This window comes from Streptomyces sp. H27-H5, from assembly GCF_026627505.1.
Taxonomy (GTDB): domain Bacteria; phylum Actinomycetota; class Actinomycetes; order Streptomycetales; family Streptomycetaceae; genus Streptomyces.
This window is the reverse complement of sequence record NZ_JAPNLK010000006.1, coordinates 127859-148459: the sequence shown is the minus strand read 5'-3', so window position 1 is coordinate 148459 and position 20601 is coordinate 127859. Positions and strand designations below refer to the sequence as shown.

The 20601-nt window shown below is 70.7% G+C and carries 21 protein-coding genes; 15 read left to right on the top strand and 6 right to left on the bottom strand.

Features of this window, described 5'->3' with window-relative positions; translation table 11 throughout:
• The first annotated feature begins 298 nt into the window (after positions 1–298).
• The 11 genes from OTB19_RS04545 (at position 299) to OTB19_RS04495 (ending at position 11262) form a co-directional block, all read left to right on the top strand.
• Positions 299–709 (top strand): hypothetical protein, encoded by a 411-nt coding sequence (locus OTB19_RS04545; protein WP_267796632.1) that lies wholly within the window; start codon positions 299–301, stop codon positions 707–709.
• A 119-nt stretch (positions 710–828) separates the two neighbouring features.
• Positions 829–1218, top strand: a complete 390-nt coding sequence (locus OTB19_RS04540) for a hypothetical protein (protein ID WP_267796630.1) — start codon at positions 829–831, stop codon at positions 1216–1218.
• 15 nt (positions 1219–1233) lie between these two features.
• A complete protein-coding gene (locus OTB19_RS04535) occupies positions 1234–1644 on the top strand; it encodes a hypothetical protein (protein ID WP_267796628.1) in 411 nt (136 codons plus the stop codon).
• A 160-nt stretch (positions 1645–1804) separates the two neighbouring features.
• Positions 1805–3910: a phage tail tape measure protein gene (locus tag OTB19_RS04530; RefSeq protein WP_267796627.1), complete on the top strand. Its 2106-nt coding sequence runs from the start codon at positions 1805–1807 to the stop codon at positions 3908–3910.
• A 45-nt stretch (positions 3911–3955) separates the two neighbouring features.
• Positions 3956–6685: a hypothetical protein gene (locus OTB19_RS04525; protein WP_267796625.1), complete on the top strand. Its 2730-nt coding sequence runs from the start codon at positions 3956–3958 to the stop codon at positions 6683–6685.
• A 9-nt stretch (positions 6686–6694) separates the two neighbouring features.
• Positions 6695–7177: a hypothetical protein gene (locus OTB19_RS04520; protein ID WP_267796623.1), complete on the top strand. Its 483-nt coding sequence runs from the start codon at positions 6695–6697 to the stop codon at positions 7175–7177.
• Positions 7178–7242: 65 nt separating this feature from the next.
• The gene (locus tag OTB19_RS04515; RefSeq protein ID WP_267796622.1) at positions 7243–8184 is read left to right on the top strand and encodes a hypothetical protein; all 942 of its coding nucleotides are present in this window, start codon (positions 7243–7245) and stop codon (positions 8182–8184) included.
• A gap of 2 nt (positions 8185–8186) precedes the next feature.
• Positions 8187–8570 carry a hypothetical protein gene (locus OTB19_RS04510; protein ID WP_267796621.1) on the top strand — a complete coding sequence of 128 codons (384 nt, stop codon included), beginning with the start codon at positions 8187–8189 and terminating at the stop codon, positions 8568–8570.
• Entirely contained in the window at positions 8570–9001 is a 432-nt protein-coding gene (locus tag OTB19_RS04505; protein WP_267796619.1) for a hypothetical protein, read from the top strand. The genes OTB19_RS04510 and OTB19_RS04505 overlap by 1 nt, the downstream gene beginning before the upstream one ends.
• Complete coding sequence (locus OTB19_RS04500) at positions 8991–9374, top strand: hypothetical protein (RefSeq protein WP_267796618.1); 384 nt, start codon at positions 8991–8993, stop codon at positions 9372–9374. Before OTB19_RS04505 ends, OTB19_RS04500 begins: the two co-directional genes overlap by 11 nt.
• 10 nt (positions 9375–9384) lie before the next feature.
• Positions 9385–11262 (top strand): collagen-like triple helix repeat-containing protein, encoded by a 1878-nt coding sequence (locus OTB19_RS04495; RefSeq protein ID WP_267796617.1) that lies wholly within the window; start codon positions 9385–9387, stop codon positions 11260–11262.
• A gap of 69 nt (positions 11263–11331) precedes the next feature.
• Here OTB19_RS04495 and OTB19_RS04490 read toward each other — a convergent pair whose 3' ends face one another.
• A complete protein-coding gene (locus OTB19_RS04490; protein WP_267796616.1) occupies positions 11332–11646 on the bottom strand; it encodes a 4a-hydroxytetrahydrobiopterin dehydratase in 315 nt (104 codons plus the stop codon).
• 1 nt (position 11647) lies between these two features.
• A complete protein-coding gene (locus OTB19_RS04485) occupies positions 11648–12892 on the bottom strand; it encodes a Twin-arginine translocation pathway signal (RefSeq protein ID WP_267796614.1) in 1245 nt (414 codons plus the stop codon).
• Positions 12893–13137: 245 nt separating this feature from the next.
• On the opposite strand from OTB19_RS04485, the gene OTB19_RS04480 reads away from it, so the two are divergent.
• From OTB19_RS04480 to OTB19_RS04470, 3 genes are all read left to right on the top strand, one after another.
• Positions 13138–13356: a hypothetical protein gene (locus OTB19_RS04480; RefSeq protein ID WP_267796612.1), complete on the top strand. Its 219-nt coding sequence runs from the start codon at positions 13138–13140 to the stop codon at positions 13354–13356.
• 108 nt (positions 13357–13464) lie between these two features.
• Positions 13465–14010, top strand: a complete 546-nt coding sequence (locus OTB19_RS04475) for a glycine-rich domain-containing protein (RefSeq protein WP_267796611.1) — start codon at positions 13465–13467, stop codon at positions 14008–14010.
• Positions 14011–14020: 10 nt separating this feature from the next.
• Entirely contained in the window at positions 14021–14152 is a 132-nt protein-coding gene (locus OTB19_RS04470; RefSeq protein ID WP_267796610.1) for a hypothetical protein, read from the top strand.
• Positions 14153–14331: 179 nt separating this feature from the next.
• Here the strand turns inward: OTB19_RS04470 and OTB19_RS04465 are convergent, their stop codons facing one another.
• Genes OTB19_RS04465 through OTB19_RS04450 form a run of 4 tightly spaced genes read right to left on the bottom strand, consistent with a single transcriptional unit; the run spans position 14332 to position 17378 of the window.
• Positions 14332–14571, bottom strand: coding sequence for a helix-turn-helix domain-containing protein (locus tag OTB19_RS04465; protein WP_267796609.1), 240 nt, complete (start codon positions 14569–14571; stop codon positions 14332–14334).
• 46 nt (positions 14572–14617) lie between these two features.
• Positions 14618–15667: an alcohol dehydrogenase catalytic domain-containing protein gene (locus OTB19_RS04460; RefSeq protein WP_324290501.1), complete on the bottom strand. Its 1050-nt coding sequence runs from the start codon at positions 15665–15667 to the stop codon at positions 14618–14620.
• Positions 15668–15726: 59 nt separating this feature from the next.
• Positions 15727–16410: a lysoplasmalogenase gene (locus tag OTB19_RS04455; RefSeq protein ID WP_420716793.1), complete on the bottom strand. Its 684-nt coding sequence runs from the start codon at positions 16408–16410 to the stop codon at positions 15727–15729.
• Positions 16407–17378 (bottom strand): sterol desaturase family protein, encoded by a 972-nt coding sequence (locus OTB19_RS04450; RefSeq protein ID WP_267796608.1) that lies wholly within the window; start codon positions 17376–17378, stop codon positions 16407–16409. Before OTB19_RS04450 ends, OTB19_RS04455 begins: the two co-directional genes overlap by 4 nt.
• A gap of 115 nt (positions 17379–17493) precedes the next feature.
• On the opposite strand from OTB19_RS04450, the gene OTB19_RS04445 reads away from it, so the two are divergent.
• Positions 17494–20583 (top strand): NACHT domain-containing protein, encoded by a 3090-nt coding sequence (locus OTB19_RS04445; RefSeq protein ID WP_267796607.1) that lies wholly within the window; start codon positions 17494–17496, stop codon positions 20581–20583.
• Positions 20584–20601: the final 18 nt, after the last annotated feature.

The window sequence follows — 20601 nt, the reverse complement described above, 5'->3', positions numbered from 1 at the left end:
TCGCCAAGATGGACGACTACATGATCAAACGGAACGAGACCGCCCGCCCCTTCAAGTGGACCTACGCCGCCAGCCCCCTCCAGGAAGCCTGAACCCCCCTCCACGAACTTTCGCGGAGCAGCACTAGAGCTGTGGTCGTCGCACCACCCGAAGGGCCAGCGAGTCGACGAAAAAGTGGCCTGGGCCCTGGAGATCTTGGCCCGCTACGCGCCGGAACGCATCAAGTAAGCAGTCCCACCCGCCTCAGCCCGGAGACCACTGGTCCCGGGCTGTTCGCTGTGCCCAGAAAGGTGATCCCATGCCCAAGATGGTCTTGCTCGCGCAGTACCTCGCGATCAACGGCACCGACGTGTCGAGCTCCACCCGCAAGGCGGAGCTCGGGATGGAGGTGGAAGACAAGGACGTCACGACCTACGGCAGCCTCGGCTGGAAGGAAGTCAAGGGCGGCCTGAAGTCGGGCGAACTCGGCGTTGAGTTCCTCCAGGACGTCGCCGCGTCCGCGATCGACTCGATCATGTGGCCGCTCTTCGGTAGCGTTGTCTCGTTCGAGGTCCGCGCCGACCAGGCCGCGGTCGGCACCTCCAACCCGAAGTACTCCGGCTCCTGCCTGATCAAAGAGTGGAAGCCGATCGAGGGCGGTGTCGGTGACGAGGCCAGCGTGTCGGTGACCTTCCCGACGTCCGGGGCCGTCACCCGCGCCACCGCCTGATGTCCCCCTCCGGTCCTCCCTTCGAGCTGACTTGCACGCATGAGGGACTCGACGCCCTGGCTCGGGCCCTGCGTGCGGAGTCTGACGGGAAGGAGCTCCGCAAGGAACTCGCGAAGAACATGCGCGCCGCCTTGAAGCCGGGGGCCGAGCAGGCCAAGAGCGCAATCATGGGCATGTCGTCCGCCGGCCCCGGCACCTCGCCCGCGCTGCGCGCCGCCATCGCGAAGAAGATCAGGCCGGAAGTCAAGCTCGGCGGTAACTGGTCCGGGGCCAGGGTCAAGGCGTTCAAGACCCGCACGGCCAAGGGCTTCGTCAACGCCCCGAAAAGGACCAACCGGCCGCGCGGGTGGCGGCACCTGGTGTACGGGCGCGCTGACTCCTGGGTGCAGCAGTACGGCGCCGCCCACTGGTTCGATCACGCCCTGGTCTACGACACCGCCCGGTACAAGCGCGCCGTGCACGAGGCGATGGAGTCCACCGCCGAGCGCATCGCCAACCGGGTCAACTGAGAGAGAGCACCCACGATGTACCTGGTCTACCAGCCCGAGGGCAGCGACGAGCCCAAGCGGTGGAAGTACAACCCCCGCAAGTTGATGTCGGCCGAGCGGGAGATGCTGGAGCGCCGCACCGGCCTCCCCTTCACCGAGTTCAGCCAGGACGTCCTCCGAGGTAACTCCGTCTGCCGGCGCGCGCTGCTGTTCATGTACCTCAAGCGCGACCACCCCGGGGTCAAGTACGACGACGTCGATTTCGCGTGGGACGAGCTGGAGCTGGAGTACTCCCGCAGCGAGCTGGAGCTGATGCGCGCCGAGGCGGCCGAGCGCGCCACCGGCGAGGAGCGGGCTGCGGCCCTGGCCCACTTCGACGCCGAGATCGAGACGGCGTTCGACGACACGGAGGACGAGGGAAAAGCGGGGCTGCCCGTCGTCGGCTGACCCGCCTCGGCGACGCGGCACACCTGATGAACGTCCGGCCCTGGGAGTGGGGGCTGATGACGGTCGAGGAGACGGACGCCGTTCTCGACTGGCTCGACGCCTACGAGAAGGCGCAGCGCAACGCGCAGAACAAGTGAACAGACGATGAGGGAGGTGCCCCGTGTCGGATACCTCGCTCGTCTTCAACCTCATTGCGAGGGACCGCGCGTCCGGCGTGATGGACCGAGTCGCGGACCGCTTTACTGCGTCAGCCACGGCGATCGGCGCGGGGGTGGGTGCGGCCCTCGGGATCGGCATCGCCAACGCGATGAACGTGGACGCGGCGAACGCGAAGTTGGCCGCCCAGTTGGGGCTCGGTCCGGCCGAGGCCGCGGTGACGGCGAAGGCGTCCGCGTCGGTCTTCGGTAACGCGTGGGGCGAGAGCGTCGAGGAGGTCAACCTCGCGATCAAGGGCGTGTACCAGAACATCGGTGACACCTCCAAGATCGAGGGCGGCCTGGAGGGTGTCACGACCAAGACCCTCGCTCTCGCCAAGACCTTCGACATGGACCTCGGCGTCACCACCGCCGCGGTCGGCCAGCTCATGCGCACGGGCCTCGCCAAGTCCGCCGAGGAAGCCTTCGACATCATCACCACCGGCCTACAGTCCGCGGCCGACAAGAGCGGTGACTACCTGGAGACGCTCAACGAGTACGCCACCCAGTGGCGCCGGGTGGGCGTGGACGGCAAGGTCGCCACCGGGCTCATCGCCCAGGGCATCAAGGCCGGCGCGCGAGACGCAGACCAAGTTGCGGACGCCATCGGTATTTTCGGTGAGACGGCCCTCAAGGGCGGCAAGTCCGTTGACGAGGCCTACAAGGCCATCGGCCTCAATGGGACGACCATGACCAAGATGATGCGGGAGGGCGGGGCCTCCGCAACGAAGGCCTTCCAGATGACCACGGACGCGCTGCGCGGAACGAAGGACGCGACCGTCCGCCTGAACAGTGCGAGCGCGCTGTTCGGTGACCCGGCGAACATCATGGGCGACGCCCTGTACGCCCTCAACCCAGCCTCGGCAGCGGCGGCTGCGGGCATGGACAAGGCCGCCGGATCAACGGACGCACTCGTCAAGGGCATCGAGGGCACCGCCTCGCACAAGCTGGAGGCGTTCAAGAACCAGGCCCTCGGCAAACTGACCGAGGTCTCCGCCGGGTTTCTGGACTTCGCGATGAAGAACCAGGGCGTGTTCGTGCCCCTGACGTACACGCTGATGGGCCTGGCCGCGACCGTTCTTGTGGTGCGCGGCGCCATGATCACCTACTCGGCGATCTCCGCCATCGTGGCTGGCGCTAACGCCGTGATCAGCGCCTCCACCTGGACGGTGATGGGCAACTGGCTGCGCATGATGGGCATCGGACTGATGGTCTACCTACGCATCGCCGCCGGGGCCGTCGTCTCAGGTATCACCACGGCGGCCGCGTGGACCGGCTCGGCGCTGGTCTCGATCGGTACGTGGATCGCGGCAGTCGTGCGCGCCGGTGCGACAGCCGCGATCCAGTTCGTGCTGATGGCCGCACGGGCCGTCATCTGGGCGGCGACGATGGCCGCACAGTGGCTGATCGCGATGGGCCCGATCGGCTGGATCATCGCCGCCGTGATCGGCCTCGCGCTGCTGATCTACCGCTACTGGGACCAGATCAAGGCCTGGACGTCCGCCGCGTGGAATGCCGTGTGGAATTACGTCAAGTCCATCACGATCAACCAGATCGCGGCAGTCGTCGGCCGGATCCGTGCGCTCCCCGGACAGATCAGGTCGATCTTCTCCGGCGCCGGACAGTGGCTCTACAGCGCCGGCCGCGACATCGTCAACGGAATCTGGAACGGCATCCAGGGCATGGGCGGCTGGCTGCGCTCCACCCTCATGGGCTGGGCCAAGCGCATGATCCCCGGGCCCATCGCCAAGGCGCTGGGGATCGCGTCGCCCTCCAAACTCCTGGCCGCTGAGGTCGGGCAGTGGATCCCGGCCGGTGTCGTCGTCGGCATCGAGGCCAGACGCGGCGAAGTCGACGCGGCCATGGCCGGTCTCGTCACGCCCCCGTCGTCCGGGCTGGCGATGAGCGCCGGCACGCAGATGGGCAGCGCCGCCGCCGGATCCCCGCTGACCCGCCCCGGCTACGGCGGACCCCAGCAGGTCATCGTGAGGATCGACTTCACCGGCACCGACAGCGACCTGATCAAGGTCTGGAGGAAGGCCGCCCGCGTCAAGGGCGGGGTGCTGGCCTGAGGCCTGAGGACGTCGTCACCCAGCAGAGCAGAGAGGAGGGGCGCTGTGGCGTACCCGACGACACCCATCGAGCTCCTCGCCGAGCTACAGATCGGCGGGACCTGGACGGACATCACCGCCGACCTGTACGCCCGGGGCCCGCTCACCATCGAGCGCGGCCGGCCCGACGAGGCCACCCGAGTGGACCCGGCGAAGGCCACCTTCCAGCTCGACAACCGCGCCAACAAGTACTCCCCGAGGAATGCCCGCAGCATCAACTACGGGCTGATCGGCAGGAACACACCGGTTCGGTTCTCGGTCCCGGGCAGCTACTCGTACCTCGACGTACCCGCGGTGGCGGGCGCTCAGATCTCCACCCCGGATCACGCGTCCCTGGACATCACCGGCGACATCGACGTGCGCGTCGAGATGATCCCGTCCGCCTGGGTCGGGACCTACGCCGCCCCGATCTGGGAGATCATGGGCAAGTACCAGGCGACGGGGAACCAGCGCAGTTGGCTGCTACTGATGAGCCCGAGCGGCCACCCCCAGTTCCGCTGGTCGCCCGACGGAACGTCCGGATACACCTTCATCGTGGCGACGCAGCCGGTCCCGGTGCTGCGTCGTATGGCCGTCCGCGCCACACTTGATGTCAACAACGGCGCGGGCGGAAACACCGTCACGTTCTACACGGCAACTACCCTGGCCGGGCCCTGGACGCAGCTCGGCGATCCTGTCGTGACCGCCGGTGTCACCTCCATCTACAGCGGCACCGCCCCGCTGGAGCTCGGGGACACGACCGGCACAAGTTTCGGTCAGCTGGCCCGCCGCTACGTCCGCGCCGAGGTGCGGTCCGGTATCGGCGGCACCGTGGTGGCCGCCCCGGACATGCGGGCCCTGACTCCGGGCACCACCTCGTGGGCCGACACGGCCGGTCGCACCTGGACGGTCGGCGGCGCCGCGTCGATCAGCAACCGGCAGTACAGGCTGCACGCCGAGGCTTCGTCCTGGCCGGCCCGCTGGGATCCGTCGGGGCAGGACGTGTACGTGCCCGTCGAGGCAGCCGGCATCATGCGCCGCCTCGGCCAGGGCGACAAAGCGCTGGACTCCACGCTGCGCCGGCGGATCCCGCCCGTCGGCAGCCCCCGCGCGTACTGGCCCATGGAGGAGGACCGCGACGCGACACAGGCATACTCACCTGTCCCCGGCGTGGCACCGCTACAGGTGACCGGCTTCGAGTTCGCCGCGGATGACACGCTCGGCGGATCGAAAGCCGTCCCGAAACTGAACGCGGCGGCGAGCATGCGCGGCACGGTCCCCGCGCACGCGGCTACCGGCTCCTGGCTGGTCGGCCTGGTCTACTACTGGCAGACCGCGCCTGCCGGCACCACGACCATGCTGGAGTGCGCCACCACCGGCACCGCCCGCCGAGTCGTGATCACCGTGGACGCGACCGCCGTGACGCTCACCGGCTACGACGCGGCCGGCGCCACCGTCGTCACCGTCGCCGTCCTTACCGCCGGCTTCGGCTTCCACGGAGCCTGGACCCGGTTCGAGGTCACCGCCACGGACATGGGCGGCGGGAACGCGAAATTTCGCGTCGGCTGGGTCGACGTCTCCGGCGGGGGCTGGGGCAACGACGTCACGGTGGCGGCAAGCCCCGGAACCGTCACTGCCGTCAACACGGTTTTCGGGCCGCTCGCGGCCGATCTGCGGCTCGGGCACCTTGGCGTGTTCAGCGACACCAGCACGGTCATGTACCAGGGCGCTGACGACGGATGGCTCGGCGAGGGGGCATCCGTCCGCCTCAACCGCCTGTGCGCGGAGGAGGGCGTGCCCATCTTCAGCGACGTCGCCAGCACCGCGATGGGACCCCAGCGCCCCGCCTCGCTGCTGGCCCTGCTGGAGGAGTGCGAGGCCTCAGATTGCGGCGTGCTGTACGAGGACCGCGACGCCCTGGCCCTGCGCTACCGCGCACGTGAGTCGTACTACAACCTGCCGATCGCGCTCACCCTCGACTACTCGGCGCCCGGGGAGGTGGCGCCGCCGCTGGAGCCCGTCGACGACGACCAGCGGGTCCGCAACGACCGCACCGTCACCCGCTCGGGCGGCTCCTCCGCACGCGCGGTGCTGGAGAGCGGCGCCCTGTCCGTGCAGGCGCCGCCCGCCGGCGTCGGCACCTACGACGATTCACAGACCCTGTCCCTGGCCACCGATGCCCAGACGGATCAGATCGCCGGGCACCTGCTGCACATCGGTACGTGGGGCGAGGCCCGATACCCCACCGTGCACGTAGATCTGGCTGCGGCACCGCACCTGATCCCGGCGATCCTGGAGCTGGACATCGGGGACCGCATCCAGATCATCAACCCCCCGAGCTGGCTGCCGCCCGGCCCCATTGACCTCATCGTCGAGGGTTACACCGAGACCATCGGTCACCCCAACGACTGGGACATCGTCCTGTCCTGTAGCCCGGCCGGGCCGTGGACCGTGGCCGTGGTCGACGACCTCGTCACCGGACGGGCCGACACCGACGGCTCGACACTCGCCTCGGGCGTCAACAGCACCGCGACGTCCCTGTCCGTTGCGACGGTGGGCGCGCCGCTGTGGTCCACCTCGGGCAGTGACCTGCCGGTGGACATCGAGGTCGGCGGCGAGGTGATGCGGGTGACCGCCATCTCGGGCGCGTCCTCGCCGCAGACGTTCACCGTGACGAGGTCCGTCAACACGGTCGTCAAATCGCAGGCCTCGGGCGCGGACGTGCGCCTCGACCAGGCCCCGATCATCAGCTACTGAGGAGGCCCCATGGCGTACACCGGATGGCTCGCCGGGATGCGGACCACGGCCGCCCGCCTCAACCTGATCTCCGGGATCTGGACGACGTACACGCCCACCTGGACATCCTCGACCGGCGCCGCCGTCTCCCTCGGCAATGGCACCTTGGAGGGCGAGTATGCGCTGTCCGGCGGAGTCTGCCGGGTGAGGATCTCGCTGGTGGCCGGCAGCACCACCACATTCGGCGGCGGTCAGTTCCGTTTCGCGCTGCCGTTCGCCGCGGCCTCGCTGGGCGCCGCCGGCATGTCGTACCTCGGCACCGCCGTGGCCCTCGATCCCGGCGGCGCCTACTACCCGGGGGCCGCGCGCGTCCTGTCCGGCGACGCGTACGTCATGGCGCTGTCGCCGACCTCGGCCACGGGCGCCACGGCCGGCGAATGGAATGCCGCCAGGCCTTTCACCTGGGGCAACACCGACAACCTGTCGATCAGCCTCGCGTACAAGCACGTCTGACCCGCGCCCCTACCCCACGCCCCGCGCCGTCGGCCGGGGCGTTCCTCATGCCTTGGAGGTCTCGCATGCCCAAGACCGGGCCACAGAGGTACCCCGGCGCCTCGTTCACGTACTGGTTCCAGGACGACTTCCCCGGCAACGCGATGGAGTCGAACGTCGGCGTCCTCCACACCACCGAGGGCCGCACCGTCCCCGACTACCGCGGCGGCCGCGACGCCCCGAACTTCACACTGCTGCCAGACATCCCGGCCCGGAAGCTGCGCGTCTACCAGCACTACGACTTCGACGTCTCCAGCCGGGCCCTGGTCAACCTCGCCGGGGGCGTCGAAACGAACACGGCGAACGCGGTGCAGTTCGAGCTGGTCGGGACCTGCGACGAGCGGAACGCGCAGACGTGGGACGGCAAGCGGGCCGGCATCGACTACATCTTCTGGCCGGACGCCCCGGACTGGCTGCTCGCCGAGCTGGGCCGGATCGTGCGGTGGGCGCACGACCAGCACGGCATCCGGATGGAGTCCAGCGTCGTCTGGAAGGCCTACAAGAAGGGCCAGGCCGGCGGCTCCTACGGCGCGAACGGGGTCCGCCTGACGGGCGCCCAGTGGGGCGCCTACTACGGGTGGCTCGGCCACCAGCATGTCCCGGAGAACGACCACGGCGACCCCGGGAACCTCGACTTCGCGCGGGTGCTCGCCCACGCGCTCGGAACGACGGAGGAAGAAGACATGTCCCTCACCCCGCAGCAGGCGGAGCAGCTCAACTACGTCGCCACGTATGGCGGCTGGGCGTACAAGGGCACCGGCAAGACCGACGCCTGGGGGCTGCTCAACACGCTCACCACGCAGGTCGCCGCGCTTCAGGGCGCGGTCGCGGCCCTCGCCAAGGCGGTGGGGGACGGGGCCGACGACGTCGACACCGACACCCTGATCGCCGCCGTGCAGCAGGCCATCGCCGACGCGGTGGTCCACGTCAACGTCACCGTCGCCGACAACACCACCCCGGGAGCCTGACCATGCGCATCTTCGGACGTGAACCCGTCTACATCCTCGCCGTCATCGCCATCGCCTTGAAGCTCGGGGCGGCGTACGGCCTGGACGTCACCGAGACTCAGCAGACCCTCATCAACACGCTGCTCGCCTGCGCGGTCGCACTCGCCTCGGCGATCGTCCTCAAGACCGGCGCGGCCGGCGCGGCGATCCTTCAACTCGCACAGGCCGCGCTGGCCCTCTTCGTCGGCTTCGGACTGGACCTGACGGCCACGGAGCAGGCGGGATGGATGTCCCTCGTCGCCGCAGTCCTGGCTGTGGTCGAGCACCGTGAGGTCGAGGCGCCGGTGGGCCGGCTGCCGATCGAGCAGTCGAGCCCGGTCAAGCCCGCCGCGCCGCAGGCGGTGTGATGCGGGCCGCCCTGTGGCGGCACCTCGGCTGGCGCGGCCTCGCACTGGCCGGGGTCGGCGCCTGCTGGGTCTGGTACGGCATCGGACTCATCGTCACCGACCGGCCAGGCGTGGTGTCGGCCACCGGCCCGCTCCTGAGTCTGGCCTGCATGGAGGTCTGGGGCGCCTTCTGGATCGCGGGCGGCCTCGCCGGAATGCTCACCGCAGCACTCCGCCCCGGGCGGGACCTGCTGGGCTTCGCAGGCCTGGCTGGCCCGCTGCTCTGGTGGGCGCTCGCGTTCATCGCTTCAGCCGCGACCGGGGCGTATGACGTCGCCTGGGCCGCAATTCCGCTGTACGTCGCACCCTTTCTGCTGGTCGTCGTCGTCGGGCAAGTCACAGGGGGGCGGACGCGCAGATGCGCATGTGAGGGGGTGACCGATGGGCGCTGAAAGTACTGTCCTCGGCGTGGTGATCGCGGTCGTGGGCGTCATAGGCAGTGTGCTCGTCGCGAAGGTCTCGGCGCCGAAACCCGCTCTGGCGGGCCCGGCCCTGGTCCCAGACCCGGACGAGGACAGGCCGACCCCGGCGCTGGAGGTGTCCCCGGACCTCTTCCAGCACTTCTCCGGCCGTATCCGTGGTCTGGAGGACAAGGTCGACCACCTCACCGATCTGGTCGAGGCGCAGACCGTGCGCGTGACGAACCTGGAACGGCTGCTCCGGCAGGCCATGCGTCTGCTGCGGCGCGCTCACCAGCAGCTCCGCAAGTCGGGCACGACCCCCGAGGCGATCCCTGCCGAACTGATCCCGTACAGCATCGACTGAGGAGGCCGTCATGCCGACGACGCGCGTCGTGACCGGCACCTACACCAACCCGGCCACGCAGGGCGCCCAGACCGGGCGGATCGTGTTCACCCCGTACCCGGGCGTGTGGACCGACGAGACCGGTGACCAGATCCTCACCGGCGGCACCACCGTCGACCTCGTCGACGGCGCGTTCTCCGTCACACTGGTGACGACGAACGCGGCCGGGGTCGAGCCGGCGACGGGCCGCCTGTGGATCGTGGAGGAACGGATCACAGACCGGCCTTACCGGCGCCGGGCGTTCGAGCTCGACGCGGGTGTCAGCGCGATCGACATCACCGATCTCGTCATCGCGGACCCGGCGGCCGCAGAGTACATCCGAGGGCCGGAGGGACCAGAGGGACCGGCCGGAGCAACTGGTCCGACCGGCGCCACTGGAGAGCCGGGCCCCGCAGGCGCCACCGGGGCGACCGGAGCCACGGGCGCTACCGGAGCGACGGGCGCAACGGGACCGCAGCCGCCGCTCGGTGCGGCCGGCGCGGGCGCGGCAATCGCGCTCCGCTCGACGGACCCGACGACGACGGACGCTCGGACCCCGCTCGCGCATGCGGCATCGCATGGCACGGGCCAGCCCGACGCGCTCGCCCCGGCCTCAATCGGCGCGGCTACCGCAGCCGCCATGACCGCGCACACCAGCGCGACGACGACAGTGCACGGCATCGCGGACACGTCTCTGCTGGAGACGTCGGCCGGGGCCACCACGAAGGTGTCCACGCATGCTGCGGCGAGCGACCCGCACGGCGACCGGGCGTTCGCGACGAGCGCGGCGTCCAGCGCGGTGGCGGCTCTGTCCGCGTTGACGCAGACGGTGATCAAGTCGGCAGACGAGACCCGCACATCGACCACCACGGTCGCCGACGACGGGCATCTGTTCGCCTCCCTGGAGGCCAACAGCGTCTACCAGTTCAGCTCTCTGCTGCTCCTCGACGGGCCGGAGGCAGCCGATGCCACGCTGACGTTCACGGCCCCTGCCGGGGCAACGGGCGGATGGGCCCCGGTCGCGGGCACGTTGGGCACGACCGTCCCGGACGGTAGCGCTCAGATCAAAGTCGCCGCCCGCCAGTTCGGCAGTAACTCGGACGTCGGTGTGATGGCGTCCTCGGCGACGCTGGCCGGGATCATGGCCATGCCGACCGGCATCGTCTCGACCGGCGCCACCCCGGGTCTCCTGCGCCTGCGGTGGGCGCAGCAGACCAGCAACGCGACGGCCGTGACGCTGAAGGCCGGCTCGACGCTCCAGGTCGTCAAGGTGTCCGGGGCGGGCCCGTCGGCGTCCGGGATCAGCTTGGAGCAGGCATACGCGCTGCCCTCGGATCAGGGGCTCCTCGCGTGGACCGGGGACCCGAACGACGCGGGGCACGTGACCGCACAAAGCAATGCGGGCGTCGCGGGCCGGATCACGCTGGTGAAGCTCCAGATCCGCAAGTCGATCACCTGGTCGAAGATCTGGTTCGGCCTCGCGGGTGTCGACGGCTCGGCGAGCCTGGCGAACTGCTACCTCGGCGTCTACGACTCGACCGGCACCCTCAAGGGCGTCACGGCCGACATCTCGTCGCAGCTCCTCACCGGTGCGACCGGCAAGTCGGTGGACCTGGTCACGCCGTTCACGGCCAGCCCGGGCGAGTACTTCGTTGCGCTGCTCCTCAATGGCACGTGGACCACCAACCTGCTCACGCTGAAATCGACGGGCGCGGGGATCACGGTGAACTGCGGCCTCAGCGCGCCGCGGTTGCGGTACTCGAACATGCTCACGTCGCAGACGTCGCTGCCGTCCACGCTCGACCTGACGCAGCAGACCGTCACGATCATCAACACCGGCTGGGCCTCCCAGTGGTACGGCGTCTCCTGACCGCTCCCCCAGCAGCACAGTGCCCCCTTCCGCCTTCGGGCGGGAGGGGGCGATTTCGTGCGTCCGGGGTCAGTCGAGCGGCAGGCCCTGGTGCGCGGCGACGATGGCGTCGATGCGGTGCGCAAGGTCGAAGTCCGCGCGGGTCAGCCGGTTGCCCGCGTCGTGCGTGGTGATCGACGCCCGCAGGTGATCGATGCGCAGGTCGAGGTCCGCGTGATGCTGGACCCTGCGGGACCGGTCGGCGATCGTGACGATCGCGGCGACCGCCGCGTGGTAGCGGATCGGGTACGTGCGGGTGATCGCGTCGCCGTCCTGCGTCCAGCCCGGCAGGTCCGCCAGGTGCTCGGCGATCTGCTCGTGCGTCATCGGCTGCGGCACGCCCATGTCATACCCCCTCGGTCACAGGTGCCAGGATCTCGGCGAGGTCCCGACCTACCGGGGCATCGTGCCATGGCCGCATGGCCTGCTCCAGGGTGGCCAGCTCGCGGAGCATGCGGGCGGAGCCGGTCTCGGCTGCGATCTCGGCGGCCTCGCGGGCGATCTCGACGGCCTGATCCGGTTCCCGGGCGCCGGCTGCTGCGGTGGCATGTCGGGCGAGGTACACGCCGCGGTCTCTGCGGGCGGTCGCGGGAATCTCAGCCAGGACTTGCGACCACAGCGATTCGGCTTCGCGGCCGAGGCGGAGCCGGCCGTAGCAGGTGGCCCGCTGCACCTCCAGGTAGCCGGGGGTGCGGCGGCACGCGTTGCCCCAGGGGAGGTCATCGTCCACGCGGGAGATCAGCCCGCCTGCGGTGTCGATGAGCCGGTCGACGGCGGTGCGGTCGCCGGTGAGGCTCGCGCCGTGGGCCTGCTGCTGCATGGCCATGATCTTCACCTTGGGGAGAATTCGGTCGTCGTCGAGGGCGGCTTCGCACAGGTCGATGACGCCGTGCCCGTCGCCGAGGTCGGTCCTGACCTGGGCCAAGTTGACGAGGCTGTAGCCGACGAGGTGCGGGTCCCTCGATCTGGCCGCGATTTCTTGAGTTATGCCCCTCCAGAATGCGGCGGCGCCGAGGTCGCCGGCGTCCTGGTAGAGCCAGCCGACGAGCGCGGCGTAGGCGGCGCCGACGCGGAGGAGCCCGCGGCGGGTCTCGCCAGCGGCGGAGCGGATCAGCTTGTCGATGAGCTGGTATTGCGCGGACACGGTGCCGATGAGGTCGTGCGGGCCGAGGAACATGTCGGCGACGTAGTGCCCTTCGAGCTGCTGCTGGAAGTAGTCGATGAGCGCCGGGTCGACGTGCTGCTTGGCGACTGGGCCGGGTAGCAGGGCGGCCGCGGTGACGTTGACGAAGGTGCGACGCTTCATGTCTTCCTCTGGGTGTGCTTCGGGTCGGATCCACCCGGCGGGCGCCCGGAAGCCCAGGTCCTCGGGCCACCGGCCGAGTGCGTCGTGCAGCACGGTCGCGGTCTCTTCCGACGGCCAGCCCGGTTTCGTGCCCTCCCAGCGCCGCCACGTGCGTGCGGACACCTCGTACGAGCGGTCGTCGAGGAACCGTTGCCCGTGGGCGCTGATCGCTGCTGCTGCGGCGTCCATGCTGCGCCAGCCCGCGCGGAGCCGGGCGGCCCGGAGCGCATCGTTTCGGTGGCCCATGGCCCCAGTGTGAGGTGTCATCGCGTGTGTCCCTGGCCGTGGCCGCTACGTGGCCACGGATGGCCGCGCGATGGCCTATCTGCCCATCTGCGTGCCTGGCCATCATCCTCCTATGACGACGAGCAGCGCAGACGAACAGAGCACTGGGCACGGTGATTTGCCGGTGCCGCCGGAGCCGAGCCCGGAGCTACTGGCCCGCGCTGAAGCCGGGTGGCAGCGGTTCCTCGGGGACGAGGAGCAGGCCGATGGCTAAGCCCCGGCTCTTCGAACATCTGGCACATCCGTTGCTCGGCCAGCCGGTCCGTGACATCGCGTCGGGGACCGAGGGCGAGCTGACTGCGGTGGTGGAGGAGGAGCAGGAGCGTGCCTTCGCTGCCCCGCTCCGGGTCCGGCTGGCCTACATCCGGATGGCGTCCGGCCGTGAAATGTCGACGGCCGTCGGCAACATCCAGGCCCTCCGATGAGTCGCCGCCGGATCATCGCGGACGTTCTCGTCGTCGCTGTCGTGCTGGTCGTGGTGTTCCTCGCCGGCACGCGTTGACCGCACGTTCCCACACTCTCAGGGAGAAGTCATGACCACTCCGAACCCTGTTCCTCCGCCCTGTATCAGCAAGCCGGGCGACCCCAAGCCGGCCGTCACCAGCGGAGTCACGGCGCCGGTGTCGCCGCGCGGGCTGCTGAGCGACGCGCAGTTCAACGGCGTGATGCACACCGTCCTCGACAACAACCCGGGCATGGAGCCCGAGCTGGCCGGCCGGATCGTGGTCGACGCGCTCGCGTTCCTGGCCGTCGCGGCCCGCACCCCGCAGGGCCTCGTGCCGTCCCGTGTCGTCGATGAGGGCTGGCACGCGCTCATCCTCCACACCCACCTGTACCAGGCGCTGTGCATGGGCCTGGGGGGCTTCGTTCACCACGTGCCTGAGCGTCCGGATCCCGGCGCCCGCTCGCACGGCGACGTCGAGCGGACGGTCGCGGCGATCGAGGCGGCCGGCTACTCGGTGGACGCGGATCTGTGGCGCGGCCCGGAGGACTCGCTGATCACGGTGGCGGCGGCCTGTCAGCACTCGCCGGACGACGGCCCGATCGTGATCATCCCCAGGCCCAAGGGCCAGCAGTAGGCTGCCGCGCATGACTGAGTGGATCGATCCCAGGTACGCCGATGTCGTCGCCGAGTTGCGCAAGCAGCAGGACGGCCCGGACCGACGTGGACCCCAGCAGCCTGTTCGGGGGTTCATCGTTCCGGACGACGACGAGGCGTAGTCCCCGCTGAACCGCCCCGGCTGGCAGCAGTCCCCCCGCTGCCGGTCGGGGCTACCACTGTGGCAAGGGGAGCCGACCGCTTCGTTTCGGAATCGAGGCTTCCATTTCGGCGCCAGGTCCGTAGGGTGTGTACGTGCACACAACAACGAACTTAGAACTCACTGGCGGGGCCATGTCCGCTACTCCCTGACCAGCACCGATAGTGGCACCCCGATGGCATCGGCAATGAGGATCAGAGAGTCGAGGAGTGGGCTGGATTGTCCCTGCTCGATTCGGACGTACGTCGCCCGGTCCATGCCGGCCCGCAGGGCAACGGCTTCCTGAGTGAGTCCTCGAAAGAGTCGCGCTTCGCGCGTTTGTTCACCGATGCGTTGCCGTCTAGCGATGACATGAGCGGGTACGGGCGCAGCGCGAGACACCCGTCCAAGCTGTCGTGATCATGGTGGGATGTATGTAGGGTGCACCCTACATTGCGTGATCTTGCATATATGCGGGCATCAGACCCGCACCCCTCAGCGGCCCTCCCTGCCCTGCCCCCCAGGCGGCGGGAGTGGCCGACTCAGCCCCCGACGGACGCGCCGGGGGCTGAGCCATGCCCGCCCCGGGGAATCGGTGCCGACGGACTCGACGAGGCGAATCCCAAGGCGCTGAAAGGGCGGCGCAGCGGCGGGCCTTGACAGGGCGAAAGTGCCGTAGATGCAGGTCAGCCCCGGCGCGCGGCCGGGGCTGATCCAATCCGCAAGAGCGTCTTCTTAAAGGGTTTGCCTGCTCGGTGCCGACGGCCTCGATGACCGCGTGCGCGCCCTGGCCGGCGGTCAGTTCGCGGACGGCCGCCTCGGCGGCCTCGCCGCGTTCGGCGACGATGTCGGTGGCGCCGAAGAGCGTGGCGATGTCCGTGCGGGCGGTGTGGCGGCCCAGCGCGATGATCCGGTCGGCGCCGAGGCGCTTCGCGGCGAGGACGCCGCACAGGCCGACCGCGCCGTCACCGACGACGGCGACCGTGGAGCCCTCGCGGACGCCGGCGCCGAGCGCGGCGTGGTGGCCGGTGCCCATGACGTCGGACAGCGCCAGCAGAGCGGTCAGCAGGTGGTCGTCGGAGGCCGCGTCGGCGGGCAGTTTGACCAGGGTGCCGTCGGCGTGCGGAACGCGGACGGCCTCGCCCTGGCCGCCGTCGTGCCCGACCGAGCCCCAGAAGCCGCCGTCCACGCACGAGGTGTGGAGGCCTTCGACGCAGTACCGGCAGGTGCCGTCGGACCACATGAAGGGGGCCACGACCAGGTCGCCGGCGCGCAGGTCGGTGACGGCGGAGCCGGTTTCCTCGACGATGCCGAGGAACTCGTGGCCGATCCGCTGACCGGGCTCGCGCGCGGCCTCGCCGCGGTAGGCCCAGAGGTCGCTGCCGCAGATGCAGGCGCGCAGTACGCGGACGACGGCGTCCTCCGGACGCCGGATCGCGGCGTCGGGCACCTCCTCCACGCGGATGTCGTGCGGGGCGTGGATGACGGTGGCGCGCATGGGGGTGCAGTCCTCCGGATCGGGGGGTGGCGTGGGCAGGGCCCGCCTTGTGGGCTCACCTACCGTACGCCTGCCTCCCGGGGGCGCACGCCGGTGGCCAGCAGGTACTGGGCCGCCAGGTAGGTGGCCATGATCCAGAAGTCGGGCCGGGGCAGCTGGGGCCATTCGGCGACCCCGGTCGCGATGAGGGTGTCGGACAGCAGGAACAGCGCGCCGCCGATCCCGGCGCGCACGCCGAGGGCGCTGGAGCGGTAGGCCATGGCAGTGAGCAGCAGGCTGTATCCGGCTACGGGGACGCGCAGCTCGGCCGGCAGGTCGCTCCAGAGCAGCGTGACGGTGCCGACGAGGGCGAGGGCGTACGCGGCGCCGAGGAGGGGGTTGGTCGCGCGCCGGCCGAAGAGGACGAGGTAGCAGACGTGGCCGAGGGCGAAGGAGCCCATGCCGACCAGGAACGCGACATCGGCGTCGAAGAGCAGGGCCAGGTCCCCGCCCCAGCCGAACAGCAGGGCGGCGACCAGCAGTCGGGGGGCGCCGAGCGCGATCACGTGGGCGACGAGCAGCGGCATCAGCAGGGGTTTGGCGAGGACGTGCCCGAGGTGCCAGTCGGCGAGCAGCGAGCCGAGGTCGACGGCCGCGGCGACGGCGAACGCGGCGAGGGCGATCCGGCCGACGAGGGCCCGTCGTCCGCCGTCGGAGGCGGTGTCCCGCGCCCAGGACGGCGTGCGGGACTCGGTGGCGCTCACGCGGCGTGCTCGGAGGCGGGGGCCTGCTCGGCCTGCGAGGAGGCCCGGGGCGCCTGCGGGGTCGGTGCGGGTTCGCCGCCCGGGGAGCCCGGGGCGGGCACGGGGGCGGCGGCCGGGGAGCCCGGGGCGGCGGCGGTCGCGGCGGGCTGCCAGCCGGGGCCGCGGAAGACCCGGCCGGCGCGCTCGCTCCAACTTCCGGCGGCGCGTACGTCGCGGGCGATGGCGGCGTATTCGTGGGTGGCCACGCGCAGCGGGTTGTGGGTGGCGATGTTCTTGGTGAGGCCGTAGACGGGCCGGTCGGTCTCCCCGACCCAGGACCCGAACACACGGTCCCAGATGATCAGGATGCCGCCGAAGTTGCGGTCCAGGTAGCCGCCCTGCGAGGCGTGGTGGACGCGGTGGTGGGAGGGGGTGTTGAAGACGTACTCGTAGGGCCGCGGCAGCTTCCCGATGCGCTCGGTGTGGACCCAGAACTGGTAGAGCAGGTTGATTCCGTAGCAGAACGGGATCGCCGCCGGGTGGACGCCGAGCGCCACCATGGGCAGGTAGAACCACCAGGTGGTGGCGCTGGTCCAGGGCTGGCGCAGGGCGGTGGTGAGGTTGAACCGCTTGCTGCTGTGGTGGACCACGTGGCAGGCCCACAGGATGCGAATCACGTGGTGGAGGCGGTGCTGCCAGTAGTACAGGAAGTCCTGGACGAGGAGCATCAGCAGGGCGGTCCACCACAGGAACGGCACGCGCAGCGGGGTGAGTTCGTAGACGGCGGTGAAGACCGCGACGACCGGGATCTTCCAGAGCAGGTCGAAGCCGATGCTGCCCAGCCCCATGGTGATGCTCGTGGCGGCGTCCTTGGTGTCGTACCCGGCGGCATCCTCGTCGGGATGGAGCCGGTAACTGACCACCTCGATGACGGTGAGCAGCACGAAGGCTGGTATGGACCACAGCACGACATCGGGCAGGTTCGGCATGTCCGCACCATAGAGCGGGCCTCGGGGCTGCCGCTAGAGGTTGTTACCGATCGGTATCCATCGGTGTTACCGACGGTTCGAGCGATGATGGCGGGGTCAAGGGGAGGGTGAGGGGATGACAGGTTTCGAGACGGTTCTCTTACGGGTCGCGGGCACGGCGGCGACCACCCTGCTGAAGTCCCTCCTCGCCCGGGCCCCCGGCGCCGGCCTGACCGCCGACCCCGCCCGTCCCGCCGGCCGCCTGCGCCGACCGACGGAACTGGGCGACCCCGAGATCCGTCGCCTGACCCGCACCCTGGCCTCCCGCTTGGGCGAGGAGACGGCCCGGCTGCCGGACCACGAGCGGTCGGCCGTGGTGGACTCGGTGGCCGACACCTTCGCCGCGGTGGGCCGGCTGGACGCGGACGCCCTCTTCGCCGCGGACCTGCGACCGGCGGCCCTGGCGGCGGCGATCCCCGAGCCGCGCGCGGCGGGCCTGAGCGACGCGGCGGAGTCCGTGCACCGCCGGCTCGTCGAACTGTGCTGCACGCACGTGGTGGAGTACGCGACGACCCTGCCGGGCTTCTCGGCCCGGGCGGACGTGGAACTGGTCCGCAGGATGGCCGAGTTGGCCCGGGCGGTGGACCGACTCGCGCAGACCGGCGACGGCGCGGCGCTCGCCTTCGAGGAGCGGTACGGCCGGTACATCGCCGAGGCGCACGGGCGGCTCCAGTTGTTCGGGCTCACCTTCAGCCAGGCCCGCCGGGAGTGGCCGCTGGACCGGGCGTACATCAGCCTGGCGGTCAGCGGCGAGCAGCTGGAGGAGCCGGGCCGGGCCACCCCGATGAGCACCGAACTGGCCCTGGGTGCCTCCGAGCGGGTGCTGCTGCGCGGTCCGGCGGGCTCGGGCAAGAGCACCCTCGTGCAGTGGCTGGCCCTGAACTCGGCCCGCCGCACCTTCGGCCCGGGCCTGCGGGACTGGAACCTCCTGGTCCCCTTCGTCCTGCCGCTGCGGTCCTTCAACTCCCCCGCGGGGCTGCCGATGCCGCAGGACTGGCTGAGCGCGACCGGGGTGCCGCTGCGGGCCCCGGACGGCTGGGTGGAGTCCCTCCTCTCCGCCGGGCGGGCGCTGGTCCTGGTCGACGGGGTGGACGAGGTCCCGCCCCGCCTGCGCGACCGGACGGAGACCTGGCTCCGGGCCCTGCTCATCGCCTATCCCACGGCCCGGTTCGTGATCACCACCCGTCCCTCGGCCGTCCCGGAGGACTGGCTGACCGGGCACGGCTTCTCCCCCTTGTCGCTGCTGCCCATGGAGCGGGACGGCGTCGGGGCCTTCATCACGCACTGGCACGACTCCGCCCGCGCGGAGGGCGTCTCCGGGCAGGAGCGGGAGCAGCTCGACACGTACGAGAAGTCGCTCATCCAGGCGGTGAGCACGCGCCGGGACCTGGGCCGGCTGGCCACCAACCCGCTGATGTGCGCCCTGCTGTGCGCCCTGAACCGGGACCGCCGGATGCACCTGCCGCGGGCCCGCAAGGAGCTGTACGACGCCGCGTTGGACATGCTCCTGGTCCGCCGGGACACCGAGCGGGACATAGCGGGGGTCGAGGGGGTCTACCTCAGCCGGGACGAGCAGACGGTGCTGCTCCAGCGGCTGGCGTACTGGCTCATCCGCAACGGGCAGTTGGTGGCCTCCTTCGAGGAGGCGATCGAAATGGTCGGCGAGTGGCTCGACGCGATGCCGCAGGTCCGGGCGCAGGGCAGTGCGCGCAAGGTGTTCCGGCACCTGCTGATCCGCTCCGGCCTACTGCGGGAACCGGTCCCGGATTCCGTGCAGTTCGTGCACCGCGTCTTCCAGGACTACCTGGGGGCGAAGGCGGCCGTGGAGTCACGGGACTTCGGCGTGCTGGTGCGCAACGCGCACGAGGACACCTGGGACGACGTGTTCCGGATGGCGGTCGGCCACGCCAGACCCGACGAACGGGCGCATCTGTTGCGGGAGTTGCTGCGCCGGGCCGACGAGAACGAACGGGACCGCAGTCGGCTGGTGCTGCTGGCGGCGGCCTGCCTGGAGCACGCCCCCGAGCTGGACCCGGAGGTGTGGCACGAGGTGGAGACCCGTACGGCGCACCTGCTGCCGCCGCGGTCGGCCGCGCAGGCCGAGGAGCTGGCCAAGGCGGGGGAACTGGTCCTGGAGCTGCTGCCGGAGCCCGCCGACCTCACCGAGGACGAGGCGGCCGCGACGATCCGGACGGCCGCGCTGGTCGGCGGGGACCGGGCGCTCCAGGTGATCGCGGGGTTCCGGTCGGACGACCGGTACGAGGTGGTGCACGAGCTGTCGGACTCGTGGGGGCGCTTCCCCAACGAGGCGTACGCGGACGCGGTGCTGTCCGGGGCGCCAGTCCGCGAGGGCCACCTGCACCTGCGCACGGCCGAGCAGTTGGCGACCTACGAGCGGTTGCGGCACATCCACCGGGTCCATCTGACCTGGGACGGCCCGATCCCGCCGGCGATCCGGGACCGGCGGGACCTGGAGTGGCTGGTCATGCACCGCAATCCGGGGCTGACCGACCTGTCCCCGCTGGCGGGGCATCCGACGCTGCGGCACCTGGGGGTGTTGGACTGTCCGCAGGTGACCGGTGTCGAGGTGGTGACCGAGCTGGCGGCGGACAGCCTCGCCTTCGGCTACCTGCGGGACGGGCTCTCGCTGGCCCCGCTGGCCGGGGTCGCGGGGCTGCGCTCCCTGGTCATCGGGTTCGAGCCGGAGCAGCGGCGGATCGGGGACGTCCCGGCGGCGGGGACCCTGGCCGCGCTGCACATCTGGCAGGGCGCCCGCCGGATGACGCTGGACGGGATCGACCGGTGGCCGGGTGTGCGGACGCTGACGATCGCCGGGAGCGGCCAGTACCGGCAGTTGACGCGGGAGCTGCCGCTGCCGGACCTGGACGGGTTGCAGATCCGGCATGCCGCGCCGGTGGCGATCGAGGCGCTCCTGCCGTACGAGCGGCTGACCCGGCTGACCCTGATCAGGTGCGCGCTGGAGGGGACGTTGGAGCCGTTGCGCGCGTTCCGGGGTCTGCGGCGGCTGGTGTTGAGCGAGTGCCTGGGCACGGTGGACCTGTCGCCGCTCGCGGATCTGGAGGGCCTGGTGGTCGAGGTGCACCGGGGCACGAACGTGAGCGGGGCGGAGCGGATCGCGCCGGAGTGGCTCGTCCGCAGGGACTGAGCCGCTCCGGCGGGACCG